Here is a 14,347-nt window from a genome sequence, read left to right on the forward strand (position 1 = left end):
TACGGTTCCGTACCACGGCGGTTCATGAACAACGTTTGAGCCATCTGACCGTATCGAGTATCGAGATCAGGCCCAGATCGTAAAACCACTTTCTCGGCAGGGCCTCATTCATGTGCGAGGCTCCGGCGTTCCACCAGGGCCCTCGCCCATTGCCCGCCGATTTCCAAGCACGGCACGCGTCCAGACCCAGGCCTCGGAGTTTCCGACGCCGGGTCGCCGGGCGCTTCCATTGCCGCCAGATCAGACCGCGCAAGCGCCGTCGTATCCATTGATCCAGCGCTTCCAAGGGGCGTTTCACATCAACAAGGCTGAAGTAATGGGCCCATCCTCGCAGGACTGGCCTCAACCCTTCGATTGTCCGCTGGATGTTGCGCCCCCTGCCACGTTTCAGGATCTCACGGACACGCTGCATCATGCGCGTCAGGCTGGCCTTGGCTAGCGTCAGTTTCAACTGCTTGTGCCGAGTGAGGCTGTAGCCCAGGTAGCCGCGTCGCCATGGCCGGTCCACCGCACTTTTACGGCGATTGACCGTCAGCCGAAGTGAGCTCTCGAGATACTCACTCAAGCTGCCCATGACCCGCTCGCCTGCTCGCCAGCTTTTGACATACACCTGCACGTCATCGGCGTAGCGGCAGAAGCGGTGGCCTCGGCGTTCCAGCTCCTTGTCCATGTCGTCCAGCAGGATGTTCGCCAGTAGCGGGCTGAGGGGTCCGCCCTGGGGGGTTCCCTGCCGCCTCGGCGTGGGCAAGCCATGCTGGAACATACCCGCCTCCAGATAACGACGGATCAGACGCCGCACGCGCTTGTCGTCAACGTGCCGCGCGACCCGTGCCATCAGCAGGTCGTGGTTCACTCGGTCGAAGAAAGCCTCCAGGTCAAGGTCGACCACCCAGCGGTGGCCGGCGGTGACGTGGGCCTTCATGGCCGATACGGCCTGCCTGGCACTGCGCTTGGGGCGGTAGCCGTAACTCGACTCGGAGAAGGTCGGATCGAAGATCGGCGTCAGCACCTGCGACAGTGCTTGCTGGATGAGCCGGTCGGTGACCGTGGGGATGCCGAGTTGCCGCTCTCCCCCTTCAGGTTTGGGGATAGTGGCGGCTCGGATCTGGCTGGGGTGATACTCATCGGCCAACAGTCGCTCGCGCAGCGTTGACCAGTACTTCCTTAGATGGTCAGCTAACTGATGCACCGTCATGCCATCGACACCCGGTGCGCCTTTGTTGGCCACCACCTTACGGTAAGCTCGCGCCATGTTCTCCGGGTCAACGACCCGTTCCATGAGCGTGGTTGGCTCCACTTTCGTCCACGATAGCGACGCCGGGATCGTCTCGACGCTCACCGGCCGGGGCGCGGAGTTCTGCTCCTGCCCCTCTGGGTGAGTGACGGTATTAGCGTCGGTTTCTGTCTTCATGATCGATCCTCGAGACGTTATCGCCTACTCGCGGTTCTTCATGTTCGGCCCTTGGTGCCGTGGTGAACCGGCACTTACTATGGCCTCTGCTGACGTCTGGTGATCTATCCCGTCGCCTCTCGACGCCGGTAGCACTGTGGCAGACCACCAGACCTCCCAGGGTAAGACGCGCGACCTTCCCGCTTATGCCTGTCGGATTTACATCATGGCGTTCCGTACAAGTATTGGGCTTTAGTGATCATTGCCACCTCACCCCGCCATGACGCCTCGTATCCACTTCCTGTTCGTCAGGCCAGCGTTTTGCCTCGGGCTTCCTTCAGATTCTCTCTCGCGGGAGACACCCTTGCCGTCGGCTAGCACTTCCCCTTGCCGGGCGTGCAGGGGACTTTCACCCCCAAGTCATCCTGAGGCACCACCCCCAGGAACAGCGCCTATCAAGGCGCTACGCGCCATGCCTGGCGCACAACGAAAAAAGCCCCGTAAAAACGGGGCTTTAGAATCGAGATGGCGGAGGGACAGGGATTCGAACCCTGGATAGGCTATTAACCTATGCCGGTTTTCAAGACCGTAGTATAAGTGCTGTTTTTCTGTTTAAAATCAAAGGCGTTCTAGGGCGCTGTATAACGATGTTGCGTTATACAGAGTGGTTTTAATGGTGTTACCTAGCTGCTTTGGCGGGCGGGACGTTACCCAAAATCGTCAATTTTAAAGCGGTCGGCATTTAATGATTGGACGGTGGCCACTTGTTTGGCGCGAAGGTAAATCTCAGTCGTCCGGCGATCACTATGCTGCAAGTTGGATTGTACGTCGATACCTAATAGCTCTGCATCAGTTGCATGCTTGGCACGAAGGTCGTGCTCGGTGAAGCGATCTATGCCGCCCTCCTTTATAGCCTTTCTCATGCCGTACTGCCATCGGCTGTGGAAATGATCTTTATCGTACGCTTCTCCATTTCGCTTGCAGAACAAGGTAGCGCCCTGCTTCCCCCGCGTTAAATTGTCGGCCTTCACCTCGGCAACCAAAACCTTTAGCTCATCATCCCAGGGGATAATGATCAGCTTGCCCACTTTACTGCTGCGTAAAGCAATACCATCAATCGTTAACTGATCCAGCCTAAGCTGCAGCAAGTCACGCTGCCGCAAGCCTGTTTTGTATTTCAGCAAAGCGTACCGGCGTACCCAAGGTGATGTGTGGCGCAGGAAAGCACTAAACTCGGCATCGTTTACATAGCGGTCGCGAGGCTTGAGCTTAAACTTGGTCACCGGGTCGGCTGGGTTATGCTCAACAATGCCCCAGCGTTGCGCATAGCGAAAAATATGCTTGAGCAAGGCAAGCTCATGGTTAGCCTGATTCTTCGACTGCACGCCCCTTGCATCCATATAGGCGTAAATATCGTGAACCTTTATATCGTCAGGCTCGCACTCAGCGAATACAGCGCGTAGTTTCTTTAGCTCCTGCATATTTGAGCGCCGCGTTGCTTCTGAGCGCTTAGCAGGGATTATCTCGGCTTCGTAGCGATCAAAGATGCGGCCCATGCCTGCTCTAGGAAATAAGCGCGCCTGCCACTTCTCAAATTCTGCCTTTGCCTCCTTTGCTGTTGTGCCAAGCTTGATCCAGCTGTTTCCTATAAGCGCCTTCTGGCGGTCATTGCATTTATATCTCCACGCGCCACTTTTCCAGTAGACGCGCGGAATGCCCGGGTTATCGTTCATCCGTTCAACGCCTTAAGGTTGGGTTTCTTGCGCTCCTGATCATTGGCTGCCAAGCCCTCGCCAGACAGCACTTGCTCTACATGACGCCGCCCGACGATCAATACGCCTGCTGCGTTAACCTGCCACCTCACCCCCATTTTGGTAAGCGTGTCGCTCTGCTCTTTGCAGCGCTTACGGCCGGTCAGGTGCTCGATTTCTTCGTGGGTCAGAAAAAGGGCTGCCATTTTACACCTCCTTTGAAAGCGAAAAGCCGCCTCAGCGGGCGGCTGTTAATCGGTATGTGCTGTTAGCGGCTTCATGCATCCCCCGGCCTTGGTGCGGCTGATAGCATGGCTCGGTAGACCTTTGGCGCAACGCTGCAATCGCAATCGTGGTGACATTCTCCCAGCTGCTCACAATCTCCGGTTGCCTCGCAGCCTGCGTCTATTTGCTGATCAACTGACTGGATCGGCACCACCTGCCAGCCTTCCGGACATGCGGCTTGCCATGCTGCCCAAGCCAATTGGGTGCCAGAGTGTATGTATCCACCGTTGACGAATTGATCTACTCCGTAAGTAGGTAAATTTGACAACACCCACGCCTCAAACCGTTCTCGCTGACTGGATATTGCGCTCTCTGATGTGCGCCCCTTCTGCTGCGCCTCAATGGCTTTAAACGCCTCCTCTTCCTCCGGCGTGCAAACTGAAAACTGGTCATCAAATGCTGTGCTTGTCATATCAATCTCCAGAAAACAAAAAACCGCCCAATGGCGGCCTGCTAATCGGTGGAAAAATTATCATGCTGGCTCTGGAGCATCCTTAGGTGAGTGCAGCTCGTTATATTGCTCTATCATCCACCAGTGCTTATCACCGGCTTTAGGGTCATAAACAATAGTGTCGTCATCCTCATTAAAATCAGTCCATGCATCACCGCAAACACTGGTCTGGCACCAGCCGATGGCAACGACCTCCTTGCCTTCTTCGGATTCCATCACTCCTCTTAGCGCCTGAGCCTGCTCCCCGAGCGAGCTATCTGGGTGAGCCTCGCTATATTTTTCAAACGCGTTAGCGACTCGCTCCCATTGGCTTGGCTCTAATAGCGCATTATCCATAGTGCTAAGCATTACAATGGCGTCATGCTCAGCCATCTCACCTGGGTGACGACTATCGAAGTTCCAGACTTCTCTCATCTTTTCTTCATCACCGCTCATAATCCCCATCGGGAACCGGTCCATCTTGCAGTAGCGCTTAGCGACGTCTTGCCAGACGTACATCGCGCCACGCCATGCGTTTTTAAATTCCTCCTTGGCGTAGCCGCTGTCCTTTAAAAAATACATTTCTGTGTAGCTCATAAATCCTCCAGGCATTAAAAAACCGCATCAGCGGCCATAGTCTTTAAACAGTCGTGTCGATAGCCGCCACTGCGGCGATGCTCCCACCAGGCTAAGCCGTGCGAGCCTCGCTATGCGGCGGGCCTGCGGTAGCTGATCGAGCATATTCAGTGCACCGAACGATGACGACGCCCTTGTGCCGTGACATGGGCGGCATCTGGTTAAACGGTAGGTGGCTGCAATCTTCGAGGGCGTGGCGACAGGCCGTGCACTGCCCGCCCCTTGGCTGGTGGGTCATTGCTAGGCCTCGGCCTGCTGGCGTCGCTCTTGGTTTAATGAGTGAACTTCAATGGCTGCGTCAACATGGCCTTTATCGGTCAGGATGTCGCAACAATTAGCCAGCTCATCAGCTTGTGCCAAAGTTTTGACGCGATTGATGTGCTCAATGTAAACGTCGCTAGGTTTTCCGTCCCTACCTCTTGCTGCTTGATAATCAATGCCTATATGGTCAGCAATCTTAACTAGCGTTTCCCATAGCGACTGCTCTCGCTCCTCAAGCTCAGCAACGCGCTCAGTCAGTAGAGCATTAGCCGCCCGCTCGCTCTCCAGCGCCTCCGGGCTGCATTCAGAATGTAGCCGCGTGGCATGTTCCAAATTGGAACTGGCCACCGCTTTAGCTGCATCCATTCCGCTGATTGCGGCCTTGGCTTGCCTTTCTAGCGACTGCTCAAGCTCGGCAATGCGCAGCTCAGCAGCCTCAAGCTTGTCTCTATACATCATCGCGTCGTCGTGCGCTTCTTGAGCGATCTGCCTGTAGCGCTCGGTAGCATTATCATCATTGATTTCCATCACGCCGCCCTCATTGAAACAAGCTGCCGCCGCAACTCTGCGTTATCTTCTTCAAGCGCAGCGACACGCTCCGCTAATGTCCCGTTTTCGGCAATTAACGCCGCTTTATCTGCTTCAATGTCCTCATTTCGGGACGCTAGCTGCTCGTTAATCGCCTCGATACTTTCCAATGTTCGATCCATGTTTATCTCCGGTAATGATGTAACGGTCTGCGCTCGGCCCGATAAGCGGCTTCTGCCCCGGATCAAGGTGCCACGGGAAGCGGTGCAGGCATCGGTCGCACTGCTTGTAGTTCATGCTTGGGAATAGGCGAAGGCGTATGCAGTCGCATTTCGGACAGCGTTTAGTTGTGGGCTTCATAGGCCATCTTTCAGGTAGGCATGCTCGGCGCGCTGCTTCCGGGAACTGGCCAACCATCGGCGGCAGTGCGCTTCGCGGTCGTGATCTTGGAGGCGCTGGGCTTCGCGTATGTGGGCGATAATGTAGCGGCTGCCTTGGTTCCAGTAGCGCCTGTTGCGCTTTCGGCAGGTGGAGATTTCCTCGTATGTGGTCATAACCCCTCCACATACCGCTCCCAGGCATCCCGCGCTTCGGCTTGAGCCCACTCGACAAGCATCCAGTGGCTGTAATCCAGGTAGCTCATTTTTCACCTGCCGCTTGTCGAAACTCGTCAACCATGATAATGGCAACTTTGAGCTTACTTTCGCCTTGTAGGCGGTAAAAAATGGCCGCCTGAGATTCGGGCAATATCGCCGCCGTCTCTTCGTCATCAAAGTCCGCATATACAGTGGCGCGCCCCACGGAAACCGTCTCAATTTGATCAGCAGGATCGCCGGTCACTCGGCTTATTAATTTGTGAGAAAAGGGAAAAAGGCTCATTGTTCACTCCAATAAAAAGCCCCGACAGGCGAGGCGCTAGGCTCTGCGTTGTTCGTTGGCTAGCCGTCTACCGGCTGTGTAATGCGGCCATGAATGCCATATCTCAGGCGGTATAAACCGCTTTAGCGTCTCACAATAAAGGCCTATGTCAGCCGCTAACTCCCGTCTGGCTAGCCTCATATTCCGGTACTGCATGGCTATCTCAATTAGCGGTGCGCCGCGCTCCTGCTCAAATCGCGAAACCGCTACGCTGGCGTCTTGCAGTGGGTGGCGGACGCCGAGCCGCTGCGCCTTGACGTGCACTGCCTGCTGAGAACGCCCAAGCATCGCGGCAATTTCTGTTACCGGCGTGCCCAGCGGATACTCTCGGCGCAAGACGGCCACCTCTCGCGTCGTCCATTCGGGATGCGCTGACATAAAACCTCCCGGCATAAAAAAGCCCCTTCGAGGGCTGCTAATAGTTGATGGTGATTCCGGGCACCTGCCCTCGCGCAATGAGCGTGATAGCCTGCTTCGCGCATTCCTCGGGCATGCCGCCGTCGATCATGGCCTGCATGGCTGTGCGATTGATTGTGGCGCGATGCTCTTTGTCGGCTTGGCGGCGGGCAACCTCCTCCTGCTGGCGGCGCTCGGCATCCAATCGGGCCTGCTCTTGCCGCTCTTGCTCGGCTACGCGCTCACGCTCTTTGCGGTCGTGTTCTTCCTGAATACGCCGGGCGGCTAACTCTGCATCACGCTTTGCCTTGGCAATGCCTTCCTGATATTCCCGCTCACGGCGCTCTGCGGCTTCCTTGGCCTCGCGCTCTTTACGCGCCGCTTCGTCTTTTGCCTGCCGCTCACGCCGCGCCACGGCCTCGCGTTCAGCCTGCGCGGCTTGCTCAGCTTCACGCCGTGCACGTTCCTCCGCTTCTCGGGCAATGCGTTCCTCGCGCTCTTTCTGCTCGCGCTGGACTGCTTCTCGGCGTAAGTGTTCAAGCTCGGCTTGCTCGGCCTCGTATTTCTGGCGGCGCTCAAGGGCGGCTTTTAAAGCGGCAAGGCTAGCTGCTTTAACGCGGTGCGCTTCGGCTTCAAACTCCTGCCAGCGCTCGTTGATACCCTGACCTTCAAGCCATGTGATTGTAGATTCGAGTTCGATCACTTCACTATCATCAAGGAATTCGGCGCAACACCGCATTGCGGCAATGCCCTCTTGATGACCGGCAATACGTTTTTCTTCGGCAGCCTCCCATTCATTCAGCGGCCCGCGCGCCTCGTCGCGCCATTCGTCTAGCTGGTCACGCCACCGCTTTCGCTCAGCGTCGATAGTCTTCGGTAGCTGTTTAAGGTCGGCTACCAGCTCCTTGCCAATGTTGTCGATTGCCGTTTTGCTGCGGGCTATCTTGTGAGCCATGGATGCGTAGGCCTTGCGGCCCGTTGCGGTATCCAGGGAGGGCGGCTCGGCGAGAAAGCTATCCAGCTCCTGGCGAATCGTTTGCAGGTAGGGATCAAGGCCTTGCTCGGCCTTGAACACTTCCAGCGCCGTATCCTTCGACGGCACGGTGACTAACTCGGTCGATTCCTTTTCGGCTACTTCGGTCATGCTGTTCTCCTAGGCCGCTTCGGCGCGCAGCGTGGTTTCGTATCGGCCAACTAAGGCTGCGAAGTTATTCAGATCACTCTCAAGCGCTGCGATGTAATCGTCATCGCGCTCAATCCGCTTGCGGAACAGCTCTTTCCCGACCGGCTCTAGCCATGGGCAATACATGATGAAGTCGCACCACTTGCGGCCAGTGATCCACATGCCGCCCTGAATCTGGTCGATGTACTCATCCGCCGCGGCTTCGGGGTTCGTCCAAATGTCGCCAATCTTCTGGCAGTTGGCTGGACACTTGATCTCGATAATGCCGTCATCGTCCACCAGTCCATCGGCGGAGTAGCCAAACAGGCCGTCATCAGAAAGAATCAAGCCTTCCTCGCTAGCCAGTAGGCCGGTCTTCATTTCGTAGGCCATGCGCGCTTCGGGCTCAAGCTCCGTGCCCCTGCGCATTTGCCACGTGGCGAAGGCCTCACTAACAGGCTCGCCAGCGATGCGCTCTAGCGCTACCTGCCACGCATATTCAACCGCCTTGCCAGCAGGATCTCCCGCTTTGCCGTTCTTACTTGCGCGACTTAGCGTTGCCCGAGCATCAACGAATTTAGAAGCGGTGATAACGCCAGCGCGAGCGGCCAGCCATTCAGCGCTGCCTTGCGTCAAATGCAGGATCTTCATGCCGTCTCTCCTTCATAAGTATTCTGCTCGGCCTGCTTTAATGCATCGCCGCGCTTGGCCACCTCTGCCTTGAACTGGTTGTAAGCCACCATATCCTTGGATGCCCGGATCTCGGCAAGCCCGTTTTTCCATATCTCAGCCAACGCTTCGGCGCTTTCCGCCTTGATGACTTCGTTAATCCAGCGGTTAGCCAGCTCAGGGTTTGATTGCTGCTTGTCCGTAGGCGCTAAGCCTTCGCCGCCATCGGTGTTCAAGTGGTGAATGGCGTTCTCTAGCCGCTCAGTCTTGGGCCAGTATTTATAGGCCCGCTTAACCACGGTCTTCTTGGCCATTTCGCCGTAGTCTGTTTTCCAGGGTGACGACTTGCCCGACTTCACCGACTGCGAGCGATTCATGATCGAATCAATGTCGGCGCGGCTCATGCAGGTAGTGAGGTAGTCGCCGTCTGCCGTCTTGACTACCACGTAAGCGCCGACTATATCGCCGCGCTCAGGGTGAAATGGGTTGAATTTGTGAAGGGGCGCACGATCAATGCCGCTCAGCTCAAAGTGGTCGCTGGCATGGACAAGCTCGGCCTGCGCCCAGCGAATTGAGCCGGTGCTGGTAGCCAGATCAACCAGGCCCATGTAGCTAATGTCGAGGCACACGCGACCATCCCGAGGCACCAGATAGGCCTGTTTCTTGGCTGGGTTGAGGCTGATGCCGATGGACGCCGTATTGTTCACCGCATTGACTAACGACTGCCGATTGCTCATGGCAATCTTTGCCAGAAAATCGTTGCTCTGCATCGCCTGAATAGCGAACCCGGCCTCTCGGTCGAAGTTCAGGCTAGGCTCGCTGAGAACGGCAGCAAAGGCGTCTCGCTGGGCGTAAATATCTTCGGTCAGCGTTGCTATCGCATTGCTCATGCTGCCTCCAGTTCTTTCAGTCGCTTCTCGTGTTTAAGCACTGACTTGCCGCGCCCTTTACGCCACTGGATTTGCAGCTGCAGCAGGCGCTTCTCGCCAGCTTCTGTGGTCTTGTAGTACAGCCCGGAGTCATCCACCGCAACGCGCTGTATAAGCTTTCTATCTAGCAGGCTATTAACTATGTTCGATAGGTCGGTATCGTCTTCTTCGCGCACCGATACATGCAAACCTTTAGCCTCGTTAGCGAAGTAAAGAACCTTTTCTTCGTTGTATAGCTTTCCCATTGTGATATTCTCCGTATTGATCTTCTCGACGTTGATCTGGCCCGCTACCTGTTCGCCCAGGTATGCGGGCTTTTTAGTTGGTGGGCAGCTCTGAAAGATGCCTCCAGTGCGTAACTGGCCCTTCACTGCAATGGATGTAGGCAAACTCACCCCAATTGTTTTGCACCTCATACCATCCGGCGGGCGTGTAATACGTATCGTCCTCCTCGTTGTATTCCTCCCACCCATCACTTTCATCGGACGATTCTTCTGTGAATCGGGGGATATATCGCCCTACCATTTGCGCTCGCTTTCCCGTACCTTCGAAAAGCTGGACAACCTGCACATCTTTCAATGGCGGGGGCATTTCATCGTCAACACTGATCCATCCGATCAGCAGCGCCTCAAGCTCGTCCTGCTCGCGATGATCCAAGCGCTTACTGCCCTTGGTGACCGTGAAGACGCCGCGCCCTGCGCTGTCATAGCTGCCGCCGGTTACTTTCCACTGGCTCATACCACCACCTTTGCAATTTCGCGGTCTATGATCGCGTTGAGCTTGTCTGCGATGCGGATACCAACGCTATTCCGTGAATGTGCTCCGACGCATCTGGCGCTATAGGCCAACTCCAAAAGCTCGCCTTGATCCTCTTCCAAAAACATCGCGTAGATCGCGCTAACGTCACGATCATCGGGCAGCCAGCCATCTTTATGAAGCTCCTCATAAGCCTCTTTGCGCTTCAGCTCAACTTCATAATCGTGATCGTCATCATTCGCCGGGGCGTGCTGCATGTAGCGCACATCGTCCTGATCCGGTACTGCGTAAGCCGTGTTCATAAAGCCTCCTACTTGCTGCGAATCAGCGCGATAAACACCGTTACGCTCACAGCAAATGTCAGTGATAGGAAAATGATTAGGTCGCGGGGCATTACGGGGCGGCCCAGAGTTGCAACGGCGCGGCCTGCTTGGTTTTGCGCTCGCCATAAACAGCCCAGCGCAATGCGTTCTTGCCGCGCAGTCGTGCGGGGTCGAACTTGCTGCCGATTTTCGGCTGCTCACTGATATGCTTGCCCTTAGCGCGTAGCTGGGCGCGGAACTCTTCGTGGTTAGGATTCATGTCGGCCTCATTTATTGGGTATAAAAAAGCCCACCGGAGTGGGCAAGCAAGGAGTCTTTCTTCAAGCACTGGGTAACGCTCTGCTTGATGACGTGGCTGGTCCGCGTTAGTTAGGGGATGCACCGACGAACAGAGCGTTACCCTAATGCCCGCTCTATTCTCAGCCGAACGGGAAGGCTTTAGGCCGCGTTTACCCAGCGGAACGGGTCTTGCTCATTTCCCGCAAACATAGCTTGCAGGTAACCTTATCCACTTTAGTGGTCACGTTATCTCTCACGTAACCGCAGGCAGCCTGGTGAGTGAATTCATGCTCTGTCTGGCCCATAGACCGGCAATCGACGCCGGGAACCTTGTAGTGAGCCTTTGCCATACCCACCTCCTGTTGATTAGCGGCTAGTCGACCGGCTTGCTGAACGCATCCAAGAAGCCCATATCCTTAACCTGCTCATACGCTTTACGCGCTATGAATTCGTCACCCGCCAGCACCTTCGCTATGTTGTGATCGCGCTTATCCCAGCCGCTATCCTCATCGTGATAAGCAAAGGACAAATCAATGCGCCCCATATCCGCTTGAAGCGAGGCGGTAATGCATGGCTCGTTATCGTCGTTCTTATCCGCATGGATAAGCACTTGATGACCCTCTACTTCAAAAATCTTTGCAAACTCACCGTTCATAACGCTCTCCTGTGTAATTCGTGAAGGGTGGCGGGGGCTGATCTCCCGCTTCCATGAACCTGATGGCTAATAGCCGTGCGCATCCGCCCGCTGGCGTAGCATTCACCCTTCCGAATGCCCACTCTTGCGAATGGGCTAATCGTTGGCACTGTCGTAGCCTTCACGCACTCCCCTTGGCCTCTCGCGCTCTCCACGCTACGGACGTTCGGGGTAATAAGTTGTTAAAGAGCTGGCTGTTACTGGCAGCCTCAGTTATGCGTAAATCGAAACCTGTTCTACCCGGCGAACGATCCGCGTCTGGCTTGAGCGGCGTAGGCCGTCGTCTGTGCCTGTGAGCAGCGATACCGATAGAACTGCGCACATGGCCGCTTTGCCGATGTATCTGAGCCATCCCTTGGCTTGAGCTTTAGCTACCGCCTCTGGTGCGCAGGTGGCTTCCACTCGGTAGTAGGCGCGCTTGAGGCCTTTCTTAACGGTTTCCTGACCTCGATTTATCGCCCTTGCCGCTTCCTTGCTGCTCATTCCGTTCACAACACACAGCAGGTAGGTCGCTTCCATGCGGGTAAATCCTTCTGCGGCTCCGCTGTCTTGATAGCTAGCTGCCCATTCACCCTGTGTTACTTCCATGTCTGCTTGCCTTCTGTTGTGTTGTTGCGTGGTGTAAATATGTACCATAGGTTCAATATCGTCAAGACCAAAAGTACAACTTAAGGGCGCGAAAAAATGAACCATTGGTATATCAATGATTTAAGGATTTAAAAATTTATTCGAGACTGAATTTTAGGCACAAAAAAACCCGCCTCGCGGGCGGGTGTTGAGTCTATCTAGTCGGACTTAGTGCTTTGGAAGGCCGTGGTCTTGATACATGCCAGCAATTCTGTGCGCCTCTGCTGGGCCGCCAGATAAAACACCTGCTTTTTTTAGTATGTATGCTGGAAACTTACTTGGAAGATAGACTTCTCTGAACCACCTTCTGAACTCAGGTAGTGCGGCCTCTGGGTAAGCTGCAGGCTCTTGCGGGTTAGCTTGGGCCTGAGGGTAATAGTCAGGATAGTTGTGTTCAAAGTAAATTCTTTCACCGTAACTTCCAGCTAAGCCGTTGGCTTTCCAGTGCCTAGCCCAAGTAGAGCCAACGCTTATATCAGGGATAGTTTTATCGTTAACACTAACCCCAGCTTCAATAAGATCGACTATCAAGCCGGTAATCTCATGAAAAATTGAGAAATAACCAACGGGCACAACGTTTTGTAAAATCGAAACCCTATCATGGTGAAACTTCCACTTATCGGCTGGGCGATAATGTAAAGCATCATAAATAAAGCTTCTAAGCCCATACGAAGAGAACTTTCTAAAGCTATTGAGAGCGGTAGGGTTAGGGGTTCTAGCTTCAAAAGCGTAGTACTCGACAATCGCCATGCAGACGATGTCGGGATAAGCATAGTGTGGCGAGCCATCCTTCTTTATTTCGATATAGAGATTGGGCTCATTAAAACCCTGCTCCAATAAGCGCTGACGCAAAAAAGAGAGCCTGTCCTTAGTTAGGACTGGGTCATTAAAGCTCGCTGACCATTCTTGAGTGATGTCATAAAGGGTGCTTCGTGGCGCCCCTGATACTTCAGCAAGCCCACGTTGCGTAAGATATGGAACGCCATTTTCAAGCACCCCCATTTCAATCCCGCCAACATCACGCTCTACCTCTACGCCTAGATCAAGTACTCCCTGACGGGGTGCCGGAACCGAAGCCATAAATACTCCTAAGGACATGATTTTTATTGGTTAATGGGGTGCCGGGAAGGGTCGACTCTTGGAGGGCATTGTTATATACATACCTGCAACCCCGTTACCGCAAACTGCGCTTCATCTCAACTGCAACACCCAAAATGCGGCAACTAGCCGTATCACAGCGCAGGACAGGATAAGCCGGGTTTAATGGCTTGAGGTACCTCTGCCCACCATCAATCACCAACTTCTTAAAAGTTGCCTCTTCGCTGTCGTCAATCTGCGCAACGACCAGGCTACCGTTTTCAGCCTCTATGCCGGTATCGATCAAGATCATCATGCCCTGAGGCACGCTCTCGCCAACGCTGGCGGTCATTGAGTCGCCGTTAACCTCCAGCCAGAACGCGCCGCCTTTGGCTTTATAGTCGGTCATCAAGTAGCGATCTTCACAGCCGGGGGTAAACGGACTGACAGCCTCGGCCCAACTTCCAGCCTTAACCCAGCTAACAACCGGGTAACGAAAGTAGGTTTCAGGCTGCTCGACGATATTAAAGTTGCCGCCCTCAAGGTTGCGTGGCGTCTCAACCATAGGCTCTACGCCGTACTGGAGCCACTCCCTGCGCACACCAAGGCTTGAAGCTATCGCCTGCATATTGGCGGCCCCCGGTATTGCCTCCGCGTTAAGCCATTTGCTAGCCGCCTTCGGTGTTTTGTTAGTGACGCGGCACAGAAATACCCCCGCCCCATGTGTCGCAACATCGCGGTAAGAAAGCGCTTTTTTGAGCCGGGAGGCGAACTCATCCCGGAAAACTTGATTTTGAACCATGCGTTCAATGCTGCCACTGCTTGCGTGTACTGTCAGTACAGGTCTAGAATGTACTGAAAGTACACCTTGAGAGGTTTCCATACATGCATTCCTTGCGGGAATTGTTTGAAAAAGCAGGTGGAGTTGAAGCCTCAGCTAAAGCATGCGGCATCTCCCCGCGAGCGCTTTACAAGTGGGCGTCTCGCAACTCTCTACCACGAACTGAGTACACGGGCGAAACGCACTATTCAGAGGCCTTGGCCGGGCTAATCAAGGGCGTAAGCGCTGCTGAAATCCGCAAATCGTTTTCGCCCAATCAAGCCGCTGCATAAACAAATGATAGCCGAACCAAAGGTTCAGCACATCGCCCCTATAGGGGCTGGAAATAGATACAGGTAGGTGGGCAAACGCCCAAAACGGAAAAGCCCGGCGCTGCTGGGGAGCATTTGCCGGGC

The 14,347-nt window shown here is 54.9% G+C and carries 21 protein-coding genes; all 21 read right to left on the minus strand.

Annotation, left to right across the window (positions count from 1 at the left end; all coding sequences use genetic code 11):
* Positions 1-22: 22 nt before the first annotated feature.
* A complete protein-coding gene (gene ltrA / locus ACT3T7_RS02115; protein WP_444629915.1) occupies positions 23-1,411 on the minus strand; it encodes a group II intron reverse transcriptase/maturase in 1,389 nt (462 codons plus the stop codon).
* 686 nt (positions 1,412-2,097) lie between these two features.
* Complete coding sequence (locus tag ACT3T7_RS02120) at positions 2,098-3,123, minus strand: tyrosine-type recombinase/integrase (protein ID WP_444629916.1); 1,026 nt, start codon at positions 3,121-3,123, stop codon at positions 2,098-2,100.
* A complete protein-coding gene (locus tag ACT3T7_RS02125; protein WP_444629917.1) occupies positions 3,120-3,347 on the minus strand; it encodes a DUF4224 domain-containing protein in 228 nt (75 codons plus the stop codon). The genes ACT3T7_RS02120 and ACT3T7_RS02125 overlap by 4 nt, the downstream gene beginning before the upstream one ends.
* 71 nt (positions 3,348-3,418) lie before the next feature.
* Positions 3,419-3,838: a hypothetical protein gene (locus tag ACT3T7_RS02130; protein WP_444629918.1), complete on the minus strand. Its 420-nt coding sequence runs from the start codon at positions 3,836-3,838 to the stop codon at positions 3,419-3,421.
* 60 nt (positions 3,839-3,898) lie between these two features.
* Positions 3,899-4,453 (minus strand): hypothetical protein, encoded by a 555-nt coding sequence (locus tag ACT3T7_RS02135; protein ID WP_444629919.1) that lies wholly within the window; start codon positions 4,451-4,453, stop codon positions 3,899-3,901.
* A gap of 279 nt (positions 4,454-4,732) precedes the next feature.
* A complete protein-coding gene (locus tag ACT3T7_RS02140) occupies positions 4,733-5,281 on the minus strand; it encodes a hypothetical protein (RefSeq protein ID WP_444629920.1) in 549 nt (182 codons plus the stop codon).
* Positions 5,281-5,463, minus strand: coding sequence for a hypothetical protein (locus ACT3T7_RS02145; protein ID WP_444629921.1), 183 nt, complete (start codon positions 5,461-5,463; stop codon positions 5,281-5,283). The genes ACT3T7_RS02140 and ACT3T7_RS02145 overlap by 1 nt, the downstream gene beginning before the upstream one ends.
* A gap of 174 nt (positions 5,464-5,637) precedes the next feature.
* Positions 5,638-5,835: a hypothetical protein gene (locus tag ACT3T7_RS02150; protein ID WP_444629922.1), complete on the minus strand. Its 198-nt coding sequence runs from the start codon at positions 5,833-5,835 to the stop codon at positions 5,638-5,640.
* An 85-nt stretch (positions 5,836-5,920) separates the two neighbouring features.
* Entirely contained in the window at positions 5,921-6,160 is a 240-nt protein-coding gene (locus ACT3T7_RS02155; protein WP_444629923.1) for a hypothetical protein, read from the minus strand.
* A gap of 36 nt (positions 6,161-6,196) precedes the next feature.
* Positions 6,197-6,577, minus strand: a complete 381-nt coding sequence (locus ACT3T7_RS02160; protein WP_444629924.1) for a hypothetical protein — start codon at positions 6,575-6,577, stop codon at positions 6,197-6,199.
* Between the two features lie 37 nt (positions 6,578-6,614).
* The gene (locus ACT3T7_RS02165) at positions 6,615-7,739 is read right to left on the minus strand and encodes a hypothetical protein (protein WP_444629925.1); all 1,125 of its coding nucleotides are present in this window, start codon (positions 7,737-7,739) and stop codon (positions 6,615-6,617) included.
* Positions 7,740-7,748: 9 nt separating this feature from the next.
* Positions 7,749-8,408 (minus strand): lambda exonuclease family protein, encoded by a 660-nt coding sequence (locus tag ACT3T7_RS02170; RefSeq protein WP_444629926.1) that lies wholly within the window; start codon positions 8,406-8,408, stop codon positions 7,749-7,751.
* The gene (locus tag ACT3T7_RS02175) at positions 8,405-9,316 is read right to left on the minus strand and encodes a recombinase RecT (protein WP_444629927.1); all 912 of its coding nucleotides are present in this window, start codon (positions 9,314-9,316) and stop codon (positions 8,405-8,407) included. The genes ACT3T7_RS02170 and ACT3T7_RS02175 overlap by 4 nt, the downstream gene beginning before the upstream one ends.
* Positions 9,313-9,600 carry a hypothetical protein gene (locus ACT3T7_RS02180; protein ID WP_444629928.1) on the minus strand — a complete coding sequence of 96 codons (288 nt, stop codon included), beginning with the start codon at positions 9,598-9,600 and terminating at the stop codon, positions 9,313-9,315. Before ACT3T7_RS02180 ends, ACT3T7_RS02175 begins: the two co-directional genes overlap by 4 nt.
* A 73-nt stretch (positions 9,601-9,673) precedes the next feature.
* On the minus strand, positions 9,674-10,093 hold the full coding sequence (locus ACT3T7_RS02185) for a DUF551 domain-containing protein (RefSeq protein ID WP_444629929.1): 420 nt from the start codon (positions 10,091-10,093) through the stop codon (positions 9,674-9,676).
* Positions 10,090-10,413 (minus strand): hypothetical protein, encoded by a 324-nt coding sequence (locus ACT3T7_RS02190; protein ID WP_444629930.1) that lies wholly within the window; start codon positions 10,411-10,413, stop codon positions 10,090-10,092. The genes ACT3T7_RS02185 and ACT3T7_RS02190 overlap by 4 nt, the downstream gene beginning before the upstream one ends.
* 91 nt (positions 10,414-10,504) lie before the next feature.
* Positions 10,505-10,693 carry a hypothetical protein gene (locus tag ACT3T7_RS02195; RefSeq protein WP_444629931.1) on the minus strand — a complete coding sequence of 63 codons (189 nt, stop codon included), beginning with the start codon at positions 10,691-10,693 and terminating at the stop codon, positions 10,505-10,507.
* 393 nt (positions 10,694-11,086) lie between these two features.
* A complete protein-coding gene (locus ACT3T7_RS02200) occupies positions 11,087-11,368 on the minus strand; it encodes a hypothetical protein (RefSeq protein WP_444629932.1) in 282 nt (93 codons plus the stop codon).
* 252 nt (positions 11,369-11,620) lie between these two features.
* Entirely contained in the window at positions 11,621-11,995 is a 375-nt protein-coding gene (locus ACT3T7_RS02205; RefSeq protein WP_444629933.1) for a helix-turn-helix transcriptional regulator, read from the minus strand.
* A 207-nt stretch (positions 11,996-12,202) separates the two neighbouring features.
* Positions 12,203-13,114 (minus strand): hypothetical protein, encoded by a 912-nt coding sequence (locus ACT3T7_RS02210; protein ID WP_444629934.1) that lies wholly within the window; start codon positions 13,112-13,114, stop codon positions 12,203-12,205.
* A gap of 94 nt (positions 13,115-13,208) precedes the next feature.
* Positions 13,209-13,994, minus strand: a complete 786-nt coding sequence (locus ACT3T7_RS02215) for a S24 family peptidase (RefSeq protein ID WP_444629935.1) — start codon at positions 13,992-13,994, stop codon at positions 13,209-13,211.
* Positions 13,995-14,347: the final 353 nt, after the last annotated feature.

The organism is Halomonas sp. 111, assembly GCF_052379685.1.
GTDB classification, from domain to species: Bacteria; Pseudomonadota; Gammaproteobacteria; order Pseudomonadales; family Halomonadaceae; genus Vreelandella; species Vreelandella citrativorans.